This is a genomic window from Halococcus salsus, assembly GCF_009900715.1.
In the GTDB taxonomy this organism is placed as follows: domain Archaea; phylum Halobacteriota; class Halobacteria; order Halobacteriales; family Halococcaceae; genus Halococcus; species Halococcus salsus.
The window spans coordinates 294003-308427 of the sequence record NZ_JAAAJC010000002.1 but is presented as its reverse complement, the minus strand read 5'-3'; the positions used below and the strand labels follow the sequence as shown (position 1 = coordinate 308427).

Genomic DNA, 14425 nt, shown 5'->3' with positions numbered 1-14425 from the left:
GCGGTCTTCACCACCCATGGAGAAGACGAATCTCGACGAGGCCTTCGACTCGTTCGACGAGCAGTGGTCGCCGCGGCTCGCGGGCGCGGTCAACGACCACGGCCTCAAACTCGCGAAGGTCGAGGGCGAGTTCGACCGGCACCACCACTCCGTCGACGAACTCTTCATGGTGCGCTCGGGCGAGGTCCGCCTCGAACTCGACGACGAGGAGGACGTGGTTCTGGAAGCCGGCGAGTTCGTGACGATTCCAGCGGGTGTGGAGCATCGGCCGGTGGCGGCGGGCGAGGCCGAGATCCTGCTGTTCGAACCGACCGAGACGCGCAACACGGGAAACCGGGAGACCGAGCGGACCACTGAGGTCGCAGATCTGGATTGAATCAGTGGACTCGACACAGGAGATCGGGGAATCCGATCGGCCAGTCGGCTAAGTGAGCACGATTTCGGGAACCCTGATCGGTCGGCCAAGTGAGCACGATTTCGAATCCTGATCGGTCGGCCGAAGAGACGCGACTTCGAATCCCGGTGCAACTGAGAACCGCCACCACTCCGCACCGCCCCGCGACGGCCACACCCTCCCCAACCGATTCAGCTCCCACTTTTTTACTCGTCGGATTTGCTCACTTCGTTCGCAAACCCCTCCTCGCAAAAACCTGGACTAAAAAGACCGCTCGTTCGCCGATGGCTCACTCGCGGTACAGCACGACAACTACAACCGTGCACCACGCCCTCCCCAGCCGATTCGCTTCACTCGCTCCGCTCGTTTCGCTCATCCCTCGCACAGTGTCCGCGGTCGGTGCTCGTTTCCCTCGCACACGACCGCGAGCGCGCGCCGACCGCTCCGACCGCAACCGTGACCGCACCGCCCGGCATCGCCTCCACATCCGCCCGGTCGTCGCGGAAACCGTTTTCCACGGCGGGGGAGTAGTCGAGCCATGACCGGATTCACGCGTGCGGAGGCCGTCGAGCGGGTCGAGCAGCTCGTCTCGACGGTCGAGTCGGAGCCGATGCCCGTCCCGGTGCGCGAGATATGGGTCTACGGCGACCTCGCGCTCGGTCTCGATCCCATCTCCCGCCTCGACGTCTACCTCACGAAGGACCTCCTCTTCCACGGCGACGCGGAGCGCGAGGCCGAGTTCGTCGATTCCCACGGTGTGGAGGGAATCGGCAAGACCGTGAGCGCGGAGTGGGCCGAGGCGTTCCCGGAACACATCCGCGCGAGCGCGAACGGCTACGCCGCCCCCGAGAAGTGTCTCGCGGCCCACCTCGTTGGCGAGAACGAACCCATCCACCTCGAAGTCTGCAACGCGAGCTTCGACGACAACGTGACCCAGCGCCTCCGGGGCGCGATGGCCCACGGGAACTACGAGGAACTCCTCGATCCTCGGGGGGTGTGCTGCTGGCTCGACGGCCGGCGCTCCGAGGAGGCCTTCGAGAAACTCGCGGGCGGCGAGTACGTCTTCCCGACGCTCGCCGACGCCTTCGCGATGATCGGCATGGACGAACCCGACTCCGAGCAGGCGGCGAACGCGGTGCGATCCTACCGCGAGAACCAGAACGGCCTCACCGTTCGCGGCGACGTGGTCTAGCGCTCGCGGACGCCGCCGTGAGACCCCGCCCTCGCCTGCGCGCCCGCGGAGTTCCTGACGAACTCGCTCTTCTCGCGTGCCGCCGCGAGATCGGCCCCGCCGCAGTACGAGAGCCCCGACCGAATGCCGGCTTCGAGCTCCCCGACCACGTCCGCGACCGACCCCCGATACGGCGTCAGCCCGGTGACCCCCTCGGCGGCGTCGACCGCGCCCTCCTTGTCGGTCCGCTCCGCACCCGCCTCGGCCGAGGCCATCCCGCGCGAGCGCTTGTACCGCTCGCCGTCGCGTTCGACGACGTCGCCGGGGGCTTCGGCCGTGCCCGCGAGCAGCCCGCCGACCATCACCGCGTCCGCACCCGCCAGCAACGCCTTCACCGCGTCGGCGGACTTCGTTATCCCGCCGTCGGCGATCGTCGTGACCCCACACTCCGCGGCGGCGTCGGCGCAGTCGTCGACCGCGGTGAGCTGTGGCACGCCCGCGCCCGCGACCTCCCGCGTGGTGCAGTGTGAGCCCGGGCCGACCCCCACCTTCACGCAGTCCGCGCCCGCGGCTGCGAGATCCGCGACGCCCGCCGCGGTCGCGACGTTGCCCGCCACGAGCACTGTGTCGGGGAACGCCTCGTGGATCTCGGCCACCGCGTCGAGACACCGCTCCATGTGGCCGTGGGCGACGTCGACGACGACACACGCCGCGCCGGCCTCGACCAGTGCGTCCGCTCGCTCGACGAAGTCCTCATCGATGCCGACCGCGCCGCCCGCCCGCTCGCCCGCCGCGATCACCCGCTCGATCTCGGCGGCCTGGTCGTCGACCGGCAGGAACCGATGCACGACTCCCAATCCACCGACCGCCGACAGCGCGATGGCCGCCTCGGCCTCCGTCACGGTGTCCATCGCCGCGCCGAGTATCGGGCTGTCGAGCGCGAGCCCCGGCGCGAGATGGGTTCCGAGGTCCACGTCCCCCCGGTGGTCGACCGCCGAGCGTTTCGGCACTACCAACACGTCGTCGTAGCTCACTCCGTCCCGTACCTCCATACGTAACCTTCCCCGGGTAGTGAGGCGACCCGTATCAACCTTCGTTTCCGCTCGGTGGACGGGAGAGGAACGCTTAGGGTGTCGCTCTTCGTTCGGCCGGTGATGACCCGAAAGACGGACGAAACCGAACGGTATCACCGGCGGCGCGCCCTCGCGATGGCCGGCGGCGTTCTCGCAGTCGGCCTCGCCGGCTGTTCGAGCCTCGGCGGCGAAGGTGAGGACGGCGGCGGGGAGAACGAGGATGGCGGTGGCGGTGGTGGCGGTGAAGACGGCGGGGGCGAAAACGAAGACGGTGGTGGCGGCGGAGAGAACGAAGACGGTGGCGGTGAGAACGGTGGCGGCGGCGAGGAAGAGGACGACTGACCGGGGAACCCGTCCCTCCCTCGGACGGGCTCACTCCTCGCGGTAGTCCTTGACGCGCTCGATGTTCCAGGCGTAGCTCTTGCCGTCCTCGGTGGGGGTTTCGAGCACGAACGGTACGTCGGCGAGCGCGTCGTGGTTGACGACCGCCCGCATTCCCTCACTCCCGATCTCGCCCTCGCCGATGTGGGCGTGTTCGTCCTTGTTGGTGCCACAGGCGTGTTTCGAGTCGTTGAGGTGGACACACCGGAGCGCGTCGAGGCCGACGACGTCGTCGAACTCCGCCAGCGAATCCTCGACCTCCTCGGGTGTCGAGAAGTCGTAGCCCGCGGCGAAGGCGTGGGCGGTGTCGAGACAGAACTCGATGTCCTCGTTGGTCCGATCGCGAACCGTCGCGAGGTGGTCGAACTCGCCGCCGAGCTTGGTCCCGCTCCCGGCGTCGCTCTCGACCAGCAGGGTGACTCCTTCCGGGATATCGAGTTCGTCGATGGCCTCCCCGGCGTTCGTGAGCCCACCGTCGACGCCCGCGCCGGTGTGCGCACCGAGGTGGACGTTGACGAACTCGATGCCCAGACGATCCGCGGCGTCGCACTCGTCTTGGAGGCTCGCGACGGACTTCTCGCGGAGGTCATCTTTGGGGGTGGCGAGGTTCACGAGGTAGGAGGCGTGGATGACCCACGGGCCGAGGTCGGAGTCGCGAAACGCTGCGGCTTCCTCGTCGTCGAAGCTCGGGCCGGCCCAGACCTGGGGCGAGGCCGTGAATATCTGGCCGCAGTTCCCGCCGACGTCGACCTGGCGCTCGATGGCGTTGTCGACACCGCCGGCGACCGAGACGTGTGCGCCTACGTGCATACCCGGGCGTCGACCGCGGCCACAAAGAGCCACCCGGTTCAAGCCGTCGGGTCCGTCCGGTCGCGGTTCCACGCCGGCGAGTCGTACTTCTCCTCTACGCGCGTACGCGCGCGAGCGAGTTCGTCGTCGGTCCACATGCCTACTTCGGCATCGGCCCACTCCCCCAGCGCGTCCTCGAACGCTTCGACCGCCCGCTTCCGCTTCAGATCTCGTTGCTCTCGGAGGTTCGTCACGCGCTCGCGGAACGTCTCGGGGTTCGGCGAATCGACGAAACAGTCGAGGTGGGTCTCGACGGCGTCCGAGAAAAGCACCGAACCGTGCTGGATCACGCTGTCGCGCCGGCGGTACTGGGCGTTCCCGCTCAGCTTCCGGCCGTCGCCCGCCACCACGTCGTGCGCCGGGTGGAGCCCCCGGAGGTAACACGCGGGTTCGAAGATCGCGGGGCGCTCCTCGTCGACGAAGCCCGCTTCGACTCCTACCCTCTCCAGCGCGTCGAACAGGGGTTCGCAGAGCAACTCGTAGGTCTCCATCAGGTCCCCCGGGAGTTCGTCGGCGGGCGCGACGATCGAGTAGGAGATGTCCCCGCGAGTATCGTGGTAGATGCCACCGCCGCCGGTCGGCCGTCGCGTCACCGAGATCCCCTCGCGCTCGCAGAAGTCCCAGTCCACCGTACTGGGCTCCTGATGGTAGCCCAGCGAGAGCGTCGCGGGCTCCCACCGATAGACTCTGAGAGTACGTGGCCCGCCGTCCGCGGCGGTCTCGGCGGCGACCTCGTCGAGCGCCATGTTCAGCGGCCCGCTTCTGGTGTCCTCCCGGATGAGCCGCCACTCCCGGTCGTCGAGATTCATGCCCGACCGTCCGGGCCGCCGGAGCAAAAGCGGTCGCGTCGGCACCCGACCCGTTAACGGAACCTGACCGTCACCTCGGACGCCAGCGATTCACTTTCGGTGTGGGACGATAACGCAGTTATCGGAGTCACCGTAGCTCGGGCGGCGTCGTCTTTAGCCGCTCGAACTCACTCGGAGAGCGCTTCGAGCAGGGTTTCGAGCTCGAAGTCGTTGACGGGATTCGACTGCTGTTTGACGGTCCCGATCACGAACTGCGAACTCGTGCGGACGACCTCGTCGATGGCCTCGTACTCCGCGACGAGTTCGTGGACCATCTCGCGGTCGGTGAGGTGCGCGATGACGACGAAGTCGGTATCGCCCATCGTGAAGTAGACCTGATTTACGCCCTCGATGGCCGCGAGCTCCTCGCCGACCGTCTCGTGGTAGTCCTGCTGGTAATCCGCGATGACCTCGGTGACGACGGTTATCTCGAGACCGAGCTTCTCGGGGTCGACATCGAGGAGGTCGTTCGTGACGACCCCGCGCTCTTTGAGCTGGGTGATGCGGTAGTGAACGGTCGATTTCGGGATCTCCGTGTGGGCGGCGATCGCCTCGGGGCTCCCCGTCCCGAGTTCGGCCGCGGCCTGAAGGATACGCAGGTCTCGCTCGTCCATACGTTCGCTAACCGCCCACGGCGGTAAACGCTATTCGGAACTCAGCGTGATATCCGAACGTGGTCTGGGAAACGACCGACCGAATCGAGGCTGGCTAGATGTAGTTCGATAGACCGAACGCTCGGCTCGCTCGGCGATAGAGGGGTTGTACGACATCCCATAGCTAAGGATTTATCGACACTCGGTTCGTCACTGGTTGGTATGGCTGAACACCGGTCGAACGACGACGTTACCGCGGCGTACGAGGAATACCTCATGCCGATCTGGAAGTCGCTCGACGTCCCCGTCGAGCGCGCCGACGGTTGCACGCTCGTCGACTACGACGGCACCGAGTACCTCGACGTCTTCTCCGGGATCGCGGTGACGAACGCCGGCCACACCAACGAGGCGGTCGTCGAGGCCGCGAAGGCCCAACTCGACGAGTTCGTCCACGGCTGTACCTACGTCCACCCCCACGGGCCGGCCGCGGCCCTCGCCGAGCGCATCGCGGGGCTAACACCGGGGAACCTCAAGCAGAGCTTCTTCTGTAACTCCGGCACCGAGGCCGTCGAGGGCGCGGTCAAACTCGCGCGGAAGTACACCGGCTCGAAGGAAGTCGTCGCGCTCGAGATGGGCTTTCACGGCCGGACGCTCGGGAGCCTCGCGCTCACGGGGAACAGCTCCTACAAACGAGGGATGGCCCCGACGCTGAACGACGTCGCCCACGCCGCCCCGCCCTACGCCTACCGTTGCTCGCGCTGTGACGGCGGGCCCTGTGACGAGTCCTGTGCGGACGACGTCGAACGAGTGGTCGCCTCGCATACGAGCGGCGACCTCGCGGCGGTCGTCGTCGAACCCGTCATGGGCGAGGCGGGGATGGTCGTCCCGCCCGAGGGGTGGCTCGCGCGCGTCGAGGCGATCGCCCACGACCACGACGCGCTGCTGATCTGTGACGAGGTCCAGACGGGCTACGGCCGAACGGGCACGATGTTCGCGAGCGAGCGCTTCGACGTGACGCCGGACATCCTGACCCAAGCGAAGGGCATCGCGAACGGCCTCCCGCTCGGCGCGTTCACCGCCTCGGCCGAGGTCGCCAACGCCTTCGAGGCCGGCGACCACCTCTCGACGTTCGGCGGCAACCCCGTCGCGTGCGCCGCGGCCCTCGCCACTATCGACGAACTCGAAGGCGGCCTCGTCGACGACGCCCGCGAACACGGCGAGTGGCTTCGGGAGGAACTCGGGGCCGTCGAGGAAGCCTACGACGTCGTCGGCGAGGCCCGCGGCCTCGGCCTGATGTGGGGCGTCGAACTCGTCGATCCATCAGAGACAGGTCCCCAGGGCGTCTCGGCCGCCCCCGACCCGGACCTCGCGCGCGCGGTCAGCGACCACCTCCGCGACGCGAACGTCGTGATGGGCGTCGGCGGGTTCTACAAGAACGTCATGCGGCTCCAGCCCCCGCTGACCATCGAGCGCTCCCAGCTCCAGCGCGCCATCGACGCGCTCCGTGACGCGCTCGACGCGACGACGTAACTCCTGGATTTCCCAACCGCACGATCTTCAACGGTTGCCGTTCGTGCGGTGTCGCGCTTCTGCGAACGAGATTCGACATTCCGATTGCAGGTGGATTTATCTACTAACGAACTCGATTCGGTAGTACTGTGTTCGAGAAGGTATTGGTCGCGAACCGCGGCGAGGTCGCCGTTCGTGTCATGCAGGCGTGTACGGAACTGGGTATCGAGACGGTCGCGGTCTACAGCGACGCCGACGAGGACGCCAAACACGTTCGCCTCGCCGACGACGCCCGTCACATCGGCGCGTCGAAAGCCAAATCGAGCTACCTCGACCAGGAGTCGCTTCTCGACGCCGCCGCGGACGCCGCCGTCGACGCCATTCACCCCGGCTACGGCTTTCTGGCCGAGAGCGAGGCGTTCGCCGCGAACGTCGAGGAGCGCGGGTTCGTCTGGGTCGGCCCGCCGAGCGACGTGATGGCCGCGTTCGGCGAGAAGACGAGAGCTAGAACGATCATGGCCGACGCCGACGTTCCGGTCGTGCCGGGGACGGACGACATCACGGACGCCGACGAGGTCCGGGCGTTCGCCGACGAGCACGGCTACCCAGTCGCAGTCAAGGCTGCCGGTGGCGGCGGTGGCCGTGGCTTCCGTGTCGTCCACGGCCCCGACGAGGCGGCGGACCAACTCCGTGACGCGGCCCGCGAGGCCGACGCCTACTTCGACAACCCCGACGTCTACCTCGAAGCCTTCCTCGAGAACCCGAAGCACATCGAGGTCCAGGTCATGGCGGACGAGCACGGCACCGTCCGGCACTTCGGCGAGCGCGACTGCAGCATCCAGCGCCGCCAGCAGAAACTCGTCGAGGAGTCGCCCTCACCCGCCCTCGACCCGGCGACCCGCGAGGAACTCTGTGCGGCCGCGTGCCGCGGGGCCGCCGCCGCAGGCTACGTCAACGCCGGGACGGTGGAGTTCCTCTACGAGGACGGCGAGTTCTACTTCATCGAGACCAACGCCCGCATTCAGGTCGAACACCCGGTGACGGAGGTCCGAACCGGCTTCGACCTCGTCAAGTGGCAGCTCCGGGTCGCCGCGGGCGAGGAACTCGACTTCGAGCAGTCGGCGGTCGAGCCCCGCGGCACCGCGATGGAGTTCCGGATCAACGCGGAGGACCCCGACAACGACTTCACGCCGCTCCCGGGCGACCTCTCGACCTACCGGCCGCCGCGCGGCATCGGCGTCCGCGTCGACGACGGCGTGGACGAGGGCGACGCCATCGCGCCGTTCTACGACTCGATGTTCGCGAAGCTAGTCGTCACCGGTGCCGACCGCGAGGAGGTGCTCGCGCGTGCGCGCCGCGTCCTCGACGAGACAGTGATAGAAGGCGTTCCGACGACTATCCCTTTCCACTTGGACCTCCTCGATGACGAGACCTTCGTCGGGAGCCGCCACACGACGAAGTACGTCGACCGCGCTTACGGCGAGTGACCGTCTTCAGGCTATCGCGTCGAGGGGTGCGAGTTCGATGTCGTGCTCTTCGACGCGTTCGTGTATCGCTTCGAGCAGCTCGACGGCCTCGGGGTTGTCGCCGTGGATGCAGATACTCTCGGCGGGCACCTCGATCTCCTCGCCGTTCGCGGCCTCGACGACCCCCTCGGTGGCGATGGAGACGAACCGCTCGGCGACGACCGCGGGGTCCTTGTCCGCGACCGACTGCTCGACGATGAGCGAGCGGTCGGCCCGGTAGTCGATGTCGACGTAGCCCTCGAAGACGGCGCGGAGCCCCTCGACCTCCTCGGCGACCTCGTAGATGTGCATGTCCGTCGCGAGGTAGATGAGGTCCGCGTCGACGTCGAGGATGCCCTCCATCGCGGCGCGTGCGTGCTCGGGACTCTCCGAGAGCATCGAGTACATCGCCCCGTGGGGTTTCACGTGCTGGAGCGTGGTGCCGTGCTGGCGGGCGAAGGCGTCGAGCGCGCCGAGCTGGTAGGTGACGTAGTCCCTGACTTCCTCGGGCGTGGCGTCAATGGTCCGGCGGCCGAAGCCCATCTTGTCCGGGAGGCCGGGGTGAACGCCGATGCCGACGCCCTGTTCGGCGGCGAGGCCGACGGTCTCGTTCATGACGTGCGGGTCGCCCGCGTGGTAGCCGGCGGCGATGTTCGCGGACGTGATGTACGGCATCACCGCCTCGTCGCGCCCGAGTTCCCAGTTCCCGAAACTCTCGCCCATATCGCAGTTGATGTCAACTGTTACCATGAATTTCGGTTCTCCACAAACGGGTTTATAGATTGCGCAACGAGAGCTAACGAGAGGCGACAGATCGAGACAGGGTATACAAACAGCGGATTACGTTGGACACTGTCCAAAAGTTTGGGGCCGGTGGTTACTCCAATTCGACGACGGGCTGGTCGGCCGTGACCTCGCCTTCGTTCTCGACGAGGAACGCCGCGACGGTGCCCGCGCCGTCGGCCTCGACCTCGTGGAAGTTCTTCATGACCTCGATGAGACCGACGGTGTCGCCCTCCTCGACGGTATCGCCCTCCTCGACGAACGGCGGGTCCTCGGGGTCGGACTGGCGGTAGAAGACGCCCGGCATCGGCGCGTTGACGGTGGACTTCTCTGCCATCGGTACGATTCGAATCTCGTTCCGATCCTATATCTTTTCGGGTGTGTCGTTCGACGGACGAGTCTATCCTTGGACTGGAGTCACCCGACGTGGTCGCGGACGGCCGCGAGTCGCTCGGCTTTCTCTTCACGAGCCGCGAGCGCCGCCTCGACGTCGACGGCCTCGAAGTAGACCGCGTCGTGGGTCTGGCGCTGTGCGAGGCGACCCCGATCGGCGCTGATCACGGTTCCGACCGTCGCGTAGCCTCCGCCCGTCACCGCGTCCTGCATGAGCACGATGGGTTTCTGGGGGACCTGGATGGAGCCGACGGGATAGCCGAGGTCGACCACGTTCGAGGGGTCGGGCCCTGCACCGAAGGGTTGTTCGCGCTCCTCGAACTCGATGTCCGGGCCTTTGAGCCGGTAGCCGACGCGGTCGGCCTCCGGGGAGACCGTCCACTCGGCCGTACAGAGCTCCGTCCGGCTCTCCTCGGTCAGCCGGTAGTCCGTCAGTCCGAGCACGATTCGAACCGTCTCCTCGTCCGCGTACGCCGGGATGGACTCGGCGGGACACGCGCTGCCAACGCGGTCGGCGCTCTCCTCGCCAGCGGTTCCGACGGGGAGTTCGTCGCCCGCTTCGAGTTCCCGGCCCTCGTGCCCGCCGATGCCGACGAGCGTGTACGTCGCCCGACTCCCCATGACCTCGGGGACGTCGATGCCGCCCGCGACGCCGAGGTACGCGCGCGCGCCGCTGGTCGCAAAGCCCATATCGAGTTCGTCGCCCGCTTCGACGGCGACGGCCTCCCACATCCTGATGGGGTCGTCGTTGACCACCGGGGACATGTCGGCCCCCGTCACCGCGATGACGGCGTCCTCGTCGAACGTCGCCGTGACGCCCTGGTAGGTCATCTCGACGGTCGCCGCGCCCTCGTCGTTCCCGACGAGGGTGTTCGCGACCGCGTGTGCGTAGGGGTCCATCGCGCCCGACGGTGGCATGCCGATGTGGTAGTGGCCGGTCCGGCCGTCGTCCTGCACCGTGCTCGCCACGCCGCCCGCTTGGATCGTTATCATTCGACCGCCTCCACGAGCCGCTCGTTGTACGCGGCGGGGGCCTCGAAGAACTCCTCCGGCGAGAACTGTACCTCGGCCATGTCGTACTCGTAGGTGGTCGCCTCGACCTCCTCGCGGATCGCGTCGTACTCGTCGCGGTCGATCCGTCGGTACTTGATGATGTCGCCGGGGTTCGGAAGCACCATCGACTCCTCGAAGGCCGGGAGTTGCTGGTCGACGTCGAGCACCTCGACGGGCGTCCGGCCGTAGAGCTGATAGCCTCCCGCGCCCGCGACGGGATAGACGACCGAGAACGCGCCGCCGAAGCCGACCGCCCGGCTCGGCGTCGCCGTTCGCGGCTCCACGTACTTCGGAACCTCCAGTTGTCGCTCCCGGGGAACCATCTGGAAACACCACGGGAGGCCGGGGACGAACCCGACCATCGTCACCATGTGTGGCGCGCCGACGAAGGCGTCGATGAACGATTCTACATCGTCGTAGCCGTTGAGTTCCGCGGAGTACTCGAGATCGGTCGCCTCCGGATCCTGATGGCGCTCGCGGAAGTCCATCACCGTCTCGTGGGTCCACGGGTCCTCGAAGAGGACGGGGATCGTGATGACGCGCGAGTCCCAGGTGTAGTCCTCGATGTCGACGGACGCCTCGATATCCTCGAGTTCCGTGATGATATCGTCGGGGTGGACGACGTCGGGGTCGATACGGAGCATATACGAGGCGTTGCCGGGACAGTTCTCGACCACGCCGTCGATATCCCGCTCGGCCACCTGCTGGGTGATGGCCATCGCCTTGAAGTTCGCCCTGAAGCTCATCTCCTCGGCGACCTCGACGAACACGTGGTCGTCGCCCCCGTACTCGTACCGTGGCTCGGGGAGCTCGACGGGGGATATTCGATCGGTTTCCATGCTACCACGTGACGACGCGGGTTCGGTATGTATAGATATTGGTCAGCACGCGAGTTCCGTGCCGGATGTCGTACTGGGTTCAACGAAACACACCCAGTGTAGACCGAGTTTGACTCGGGCCCTTCAACCAACTGAAGCGGACTTTCGATACCAGTGGAGAGGTTCTGACCAAGGTCCTTCACCGAACCATCGATACGAAAGCAGCTCTCGCGTCCCCGATCCGGCTAGCTCGGATTCCATCGGCGATTCTATATCGCAGCATTTAGTGTACGGTCGGTGGCACGCGGCGTTTTTACCCACGAGCGGCGTACGGCAGGTAATGGTCCAGAACGTCGCGAGCGAGATGGCGGCGCTCGAACCCGAGGACTTCTACCTCCTCTCGGGCGTCGAGCAGGGGATGCGCTTCAGCGAGTGGGTGAATCGCGGAAAGCTCGCCGACTTCTCGGACCTCACACCCGAGAACGTCGACTACCGGCTCGACCGATGTGCCAACCGGGGGCTGCTCGAACGCCGGACGATCCAGTACGAGGGCTACAAACTCACCTTCGAGGGCTACGACGCGCTCGCGCTCCACACCTTCGCCGAGCGCGGCACCATCGAGGGCGTCGGCGCACCCCTCGGCGTCGGCAAGGAGAGCGACGTCTACGAGGTCTCCTCGTACACCTCCTTCGCGCTGAAGTTCCACCGCGAGGGCTACACGAACTTCCGAGAGGTGATGCGCGAGCGCGACTACACTTCGGACAACGACCACGTCTCGTGGATGTACACCGCCCGGAAGGCCGCCGAGCGCGAGTACGGCGCGCTCGAAGCCCTCTATCCCGACGTCTCGGTGCCGCGACCGGTCGACCAGAACCGCCACGCGGTGGTGATGGGCAAGCTGGACGGCGTCGAACTCTCGCAGGCCGCGCTCACCGACGACCAGGTCATCGGTGTCTGTGAGCTCGTGCTCCGGGAGATGCAGACCGCCTACGCCGCGGGCTACGTCCACGCCGACATGAGCGAGTACAACGTCGCGGTTTCGAACGAGGGCATCACCGTCTTCGACTGGCCGCAGGCGGTTCCGACCGACCACCCGAACGCCGACGACTTGCTCCGCCGGGATGTCGAGAACCTCCTCGGCTACTTCGAGCGAAAGTACCCGCGCCGGACCCCGGACGCGCTCGATTCGACCGGGATCGCCCGGGCGATCGCCGACGACCGTTTCGACTCGCTCTCGGACCACACCGCCCGCTGAACCACGGGCTCCGATATCGAACGGTGCCGACTCAGTCGACGACCTTCACGACCAGCGCGCCGTCGTTCTCGAAGACGATCTCGTAGCGCGCCGAACGGACGAGCGAGGGCCGCATCGCCGTCGACTGTGCCCGGACGTCGTAGTTCGCGGAGTAGCTGTCCGCCGAGAGGTACAGGTAGTCGGGTGAGCGGTCGGCCGCCGCGAGCCGGTCCGTCAGGCAGGCGGCGTCGTCACACGCGGCGACCGCACCGATGGCCCGCATCCGCTCGCTCTGATCCTCGCCATTGAGCCACTCGGCCCCCCGATACGTGAGCACCGACGTGTGTTTCGCGAACAGGGGGAACCACTCGGCGGTGTCGCCGACCACGGCGAACGAGGCGTTCTCGGGTGTGTTCGTCGCCACCCACTCCATCGCCTCGATATCGTCGTCGTCGACGTACATCTGGGTCGCGGATGGGCCGTCGATACCCGGGTAGTTCGCGGCGTAGACCGACCCCGTCCCGGCGGCGTAGAGACAGAGCACGACGACCAGCACCGTCGCCGGTCGGATCGGGACCGAGGACGAGACCCGCGTTCGCATCCGCTGAGTGGCGCGTGCGGCCCGGCAGACACCGACGGCGGCGACGAGCACGCCGACCACCATCGCCATCCGGCGCGGGAAGAACAGCATCGAGAGCCCCAACCAGACGAGGAGCGGGTACGACCGGTCGGCGAGGAGGTACCACCCGCCGACGAGAACGAACACGGCCCAGACCGATGGGAAGGCGAACTTCGGGTTGTACCAGAACGTGACGGGCTGGAGGGGCTTCAGCCCGAGCCCGCCGTGGGTGCTCGACGCCTGGACGAACACGTCGATACCGTGGCGCGAGACGACCGTCAGGAGCCACGGGCCCACCAAGACCAACCCGCCGACCGCCACGACCGCACCGTAGCCGAACCCGCGGGGTGTGCGGTCGAAGACGGCGAAGAAAACGAGGTAGCTGAACCCGAGAAACGCCGCGCTGACGGGGTGACTCAGGGTGGTCAGCGCGAAGCAGCCGACTGCGGCGACCAGCCACCGCCGGCGGTGGGTCCGAAAGAGCTTCACGCCGACGACGAGCCCGGCCATCATCACCGCGAAGGCGGGGGCGCGCACGATGCCGCCCGCGGTCAACACCATCCGGAACACCGCGGGACTCGTGGCGACCGCCACCCCCGCGACGCTGGCCTGCCACCGTGTCGCGAGGAGCTCGCGCCCGAGCGCGTACGTCGCGACGACGGAGCCGAAGACGTAGAGCCCCGGCACGAACCGGGTGAGGGCAAGCGGTCCCCAGCCCGTGAGGTCGAGCAAACCCGCATAAACGTAGAGGAAGAGCGGCGGATACGCGAACGGGATCCCGTGGGCGGTGTAGTAGGGGATCCGGGTCGGGAGTCCGTAGCCGTTGGCACCGATCCGCTCGGCCACCAGCGAGAACAGCCCCGCACCGAGCCCGGGATACGGATGCGTGAGGAGATACGCGAGGTAGACGACGAGCGCGGCGAACAGCGGCGGGGCGAGAAACCCGAGTTCGCGTGCCCACGGTCTCGATTTCAGTGAGGAACCCATCGAATCGGTGAGAGCGGCCATCGCGGACCGTTTTTCGACACCCGGTAAGTGTCTTGTGAGGTCACCGTCTCGGACCCGATCCGACTATGGTAAACGTCATACGACGATACAAAATGGGGAGGAGGACGGTTCGCCTACGGTTCCCATCGTTCGCTTACAGCATTCACCGTTCGAGAACGAGCCATCAGGTCGGTCGAAAGCGCAGTTCGCGAAAA

At 67.0% G+C, this 14425-nt stretch carries 16 protein-coding genes; 6 read left to right on the top strand and 10 right to left on the bottom strand.

From position 1 onward, the window contains the following. Nucleotides 1-16: 16 nt before the first annotated feature. Nucleotides 17-376, top strand: coding sequence for a cupin domain-containing protein (locus GT355_RS08650; RefSeq protein WP_160134279.1), 360 nt, complete (start codon nt 17-19; stop codon nt 374-376). Nucleotides 377-744: 368 nt separating this feature from the next. On the opposite strand, the gene GT355_RS08645 is transcribed toward GT355_RS08650, so the two are convergent. Beyond that, nucleotides 745-912: a hypothetical protein gene (locus tag GT355_RS08645; RefSeq protein ID WP_160134278.1), complete on the bottom strand. Its 168-nt coding sequence runs from the start codon at nt 910-912 to the stop codon at nt 745-747. A 20-nt stretch (nt 913-932) separates the two neighbouring features. On the opposite strand from GT355_RS08645, the gene GT355_RS08640 reads away from it, so the two are divergent. Further along, nucleotides 933-1586 (top strand): DUF7095 family protein, encoded by a 654-nt coding sequence (locus GT355_RS08640; protein ID WP_160134277.1) that lies wholly within the window; start codon nt 933-935, stop codon nt 1584-1586. Here GT355_RS08640 and GT355_RS08635 read toward each other — a convergent pair. Next, a complete protein-coding gene (locus tag GT355_RS08635) occupies nt 1583-2617 on the bottom strand; it encodes a guanosine monophosphate reductase (RefSeq protein ID WP_160134276.1) in 1035 nt (344 codons plus the stop codon). The two genes, GT355_RS08640 and GT355_RS08635, sit on opposite strands and share 4 nt — an antisense overlap. Nucleotides 2618-2719: 102 nt before the next feature. On the opposite strand from GT355_RS08635, the gene GT355_RS08630 reads away from it, so the two are divergent. Further along, the gene (locus tag GT355_RS08630; RefSeq protein WP_240145761.1) at nt 2720-2980 is read left to right on the top strand and encodes a hypothetical protein; all 261 of its coding nucleotides are present in this window, start codon (nt 2720-2722) and stop codon (nt 2978-2980) included. A gap of 30 nt (nt 2981-3010) precedes the next feature. Here GT355_RS08630 and GT355_RS08625 read toward each other — a convergent pair whose 3' ends face one another. The 3 genes from GT355_RS08625 to GT355_RS08615 form a co-directional block, all read right to left on the bottom strand. Next, nucleotides 3011-3829 (bottom strand): deoxyribonuclease IV, encoded by an 819-nt coding sequence (locus GT355_RS08625; protein WP_160134274.1) that lies wholly within the window; start codon nt 3827-3829, stop codon nt 3011-3013. Between the two features lie 38 nt (nt 3830-3867). After that, entirely contained in the window at nt 3868-4677 is an 810-nt protein-coding gene (locus tag GT355_RS08620) for a lipoate--protein ligase family protein (protein ID WP_160134273.1), read from the bottom strand. A 167-nt stretch (nt 4678-4844) separates the two neighbouring features. Then, nucleotides 4845-5330: an Lrp/AsnC family transcriptional regulator gene (locus GT355_RS08615; protein WP_160134272.1), complete on the bottom strand. Its 486-nt coding sequence runs from the start codon at nt 5328-5330 to the stop codon at nt 4845-4847. A 201-nt stretch (nt 5331-5531) separates the two neighbouring features. Between GT355_RS08615 and GT355_RS08610 the strand changes: the two genes are divergently transcribed. Together GT355_RS08610 and GT355_RS08605 are read left to right on the top strand one after the other, a co-directional pair. Next, on the top strand, nt 5532-6839 hold the full coding sequence (locus GT355_RS08610; protein WP_160134271.1) for an aspartate aminotransferase family protein: 1308 nt from the start codon (nt 5532-5534) through the stop codon (nt 6837-6839). A gap of 128 nt (nt 6840-6967) precedes the next feature. Beyond that, nucleotides 6968-8305, top strand: a complete 1338-nt coding sequence (locus GT355_RS08605) for an acetyl-CoA carboxylase biotin carboxylase subunit (protein ID WP_160134270.1) — start codon at nt 6968-6970, stop codon at nt 8303-8305. A gap of 6 nt (nt 8306-8311) precedes the next feature. Here the strand turns inward: GT355_RS08605 and GT355_RS08600 are convergent, their stop codons facing one another. The 4 genes from GT355_RS08600 to GT355_RS08585 form a co-directional block, all read right to left on the bottom strand. Further along, complete coding sequence (locus GT355_RS08600) at nt 8312-9073, bottom strand: LamB/YcsF family protein (RefSeq protein ID WP_160134269.1); 762 nt, start codon at nt 9071-9073, stop codon at nt 8312-8314. A gap of 127 nt (nt 9074-9200) precedes the next feature. After that, nucleotides 9201-9443, bottom strand: a complete 243-nt coding sequence (locus GT355_RS08595) for an acetyl-CoA carboxylase (RefSeq protein WP_160134268.1) — start codon at nt 9441-9443, stop codon at nt 9201-9203. Between the two features lie 80 nt (nt 9444-9523). After that, nucleotides 9524-10492 carry a 5-oxoprolinase subunit C family protein gene (locus GT355_RS08590; RefSeq protein ID WP_160134267.1) on the bottom strand — a complete coding sequence of 323 codons (969 nt, stop codon included), beginning with the start codon at nt 10490-10492 and terminating at the stop codon, nt 9524-9526. Further along, on the bottom strand, nt 10489-11391 hold the full coding sequence (locus tag GT355_RS08585) for a 5-oxoprolinase subunit B family protein (protein WP_160134266.1): 903 nt from the start codon (nt 11389-11391) through the stop codon (nt 10489-10491). Before GT355_RS08585 ends, GT355_RS08590 begins: the two co-directional genes overlap by 4 nt. Nucleotides 11392-11710: 319 nt before the next feature. Between GT355_RS08585 and GT355_RS08580 the strand changes: the two genes are divergently transcribed. Next, the gene (locus GT355_RS08580; RefSeq protein ID WP_160134265.1) at nt 11711-12625 is read left to right on the top strand and encodes a serine/threonine-protein kinase RIO2; all 915 of its coding nucleotides are present in this window, start codon (nt 11711-11713) and stop codon (nt 12623-12625) included. 31 nt (nt 12626-12656) lie between these two features. Here GT355_RS08580 and GT355_RS08575 read toward each other — a convergent pair whose 3' ends face one another. Then, nucleotides 12657-14231: a glycosyltransferase family protein gene (locus tag GT355_RS08575; RefSeq protein WP_160134264.1), complete on the bottom strand. Its 1575-nt coding sequence runs from the start codon at nt 14229-14231 to the stop codon at nt 12657-12659. Between the last annotated feature and the right edge of the window lie 194 nt (nt 14232-14425).

Coding starts and splice junctions, on each gene's coding strand:
- GT355_RS08650 (WP_160134279.1), top strand. CDS start 17: ATGGAGAAGACGAATCTCGACGAGGCCTTCGACTCGTTCGACGAGCAG.
- GT355_RS08640 (WP_160134277.1), top strand. CDS start 933: ATGACCGGATTCACGCGTGCGGAGGCCGTCGAGCGGGTCGAGCAGCTC.
- GT355_RS08635 (WP_160134276.1), bottom strand. CDS start 2,617: ATGGAGGTACGGGACGGAGTGAGCTACGACGACGTGTTGGTAGTGCCG.
- GT355_RS08630 (WP_240145761.1), top strand. CDS start 2,720: ATGACCCGAAAGACGGACGAAACCGAACGGTATCACCGGCGGCGCGCC.
- GT355_RS08625 (WP_160134274.1), bottom strand. CDS start 3,829: ATGCACGTAGGCGCACACGTCTCGGTCGCCGGCGGTGTCGACAACGCC.
- GT355_RS08620 (WP_160134273.1), bottom strand. CDS start 4,677: ATGAATCTCGACGACCGGGAGTGGCGGCTCATCCGGGAGGACACCAGA.
- GT355_RS08615 (WP_160134272.1), bottom strand. CDS start 5,330: ATGGACGAGCGAGACCTGCGTATCCTTCAGGCCGCGGCCGAACTCGGG.
- GT355_RS08610 (WP_160134271.1), top strand. CDS start 5,532: ATGGCTGAACACCGGTCGAACGACGACGTTACCGCGGCGTACGAGGAA.
- GT355_RS08600 (WP_160134269.1), bottom strand. CDS start 9,073: ATGGTAACAGTTGACATCAACTGCGATATGGGCGAGAGTTTCGGGAAC.
- GT355_RS08595 (WP_160134268.1), bottom strand. CDS start 9,443: ATGGCAGAGAAGTCCACCGTCAACGCGCCGATGCCGGGCGTCTTCTAC.
- GT355_RS08590 (WP_160134267.1), bottom strand. CDS start 10,492: ATGATAACGATCCAAGCGGGCGGCGTGGCGAGCACGGTGCAGGACGAC.
- GT355_RS08585 (WP_160134266.1), bottom strand. CDS start 11,391: ATGGAAACCGATCGAATATCCCCCGTCGAGCTCCCCGAGCCACGGTAC.
- GT355_RS08580 (WP_160134265.1), top strand. CDS start 11,711: ATGGTCCAGAACGTCGCGAGCGAGATGGCGGCGCTCGAACCCGAGGAC.
- GT355_RS08575 (WP_160134264.1), bottom strand. CDS start 14,231: ATGGCCGCTCTCACCGATTCGATGGGTTCCTCACTGAAATCGAGACCG.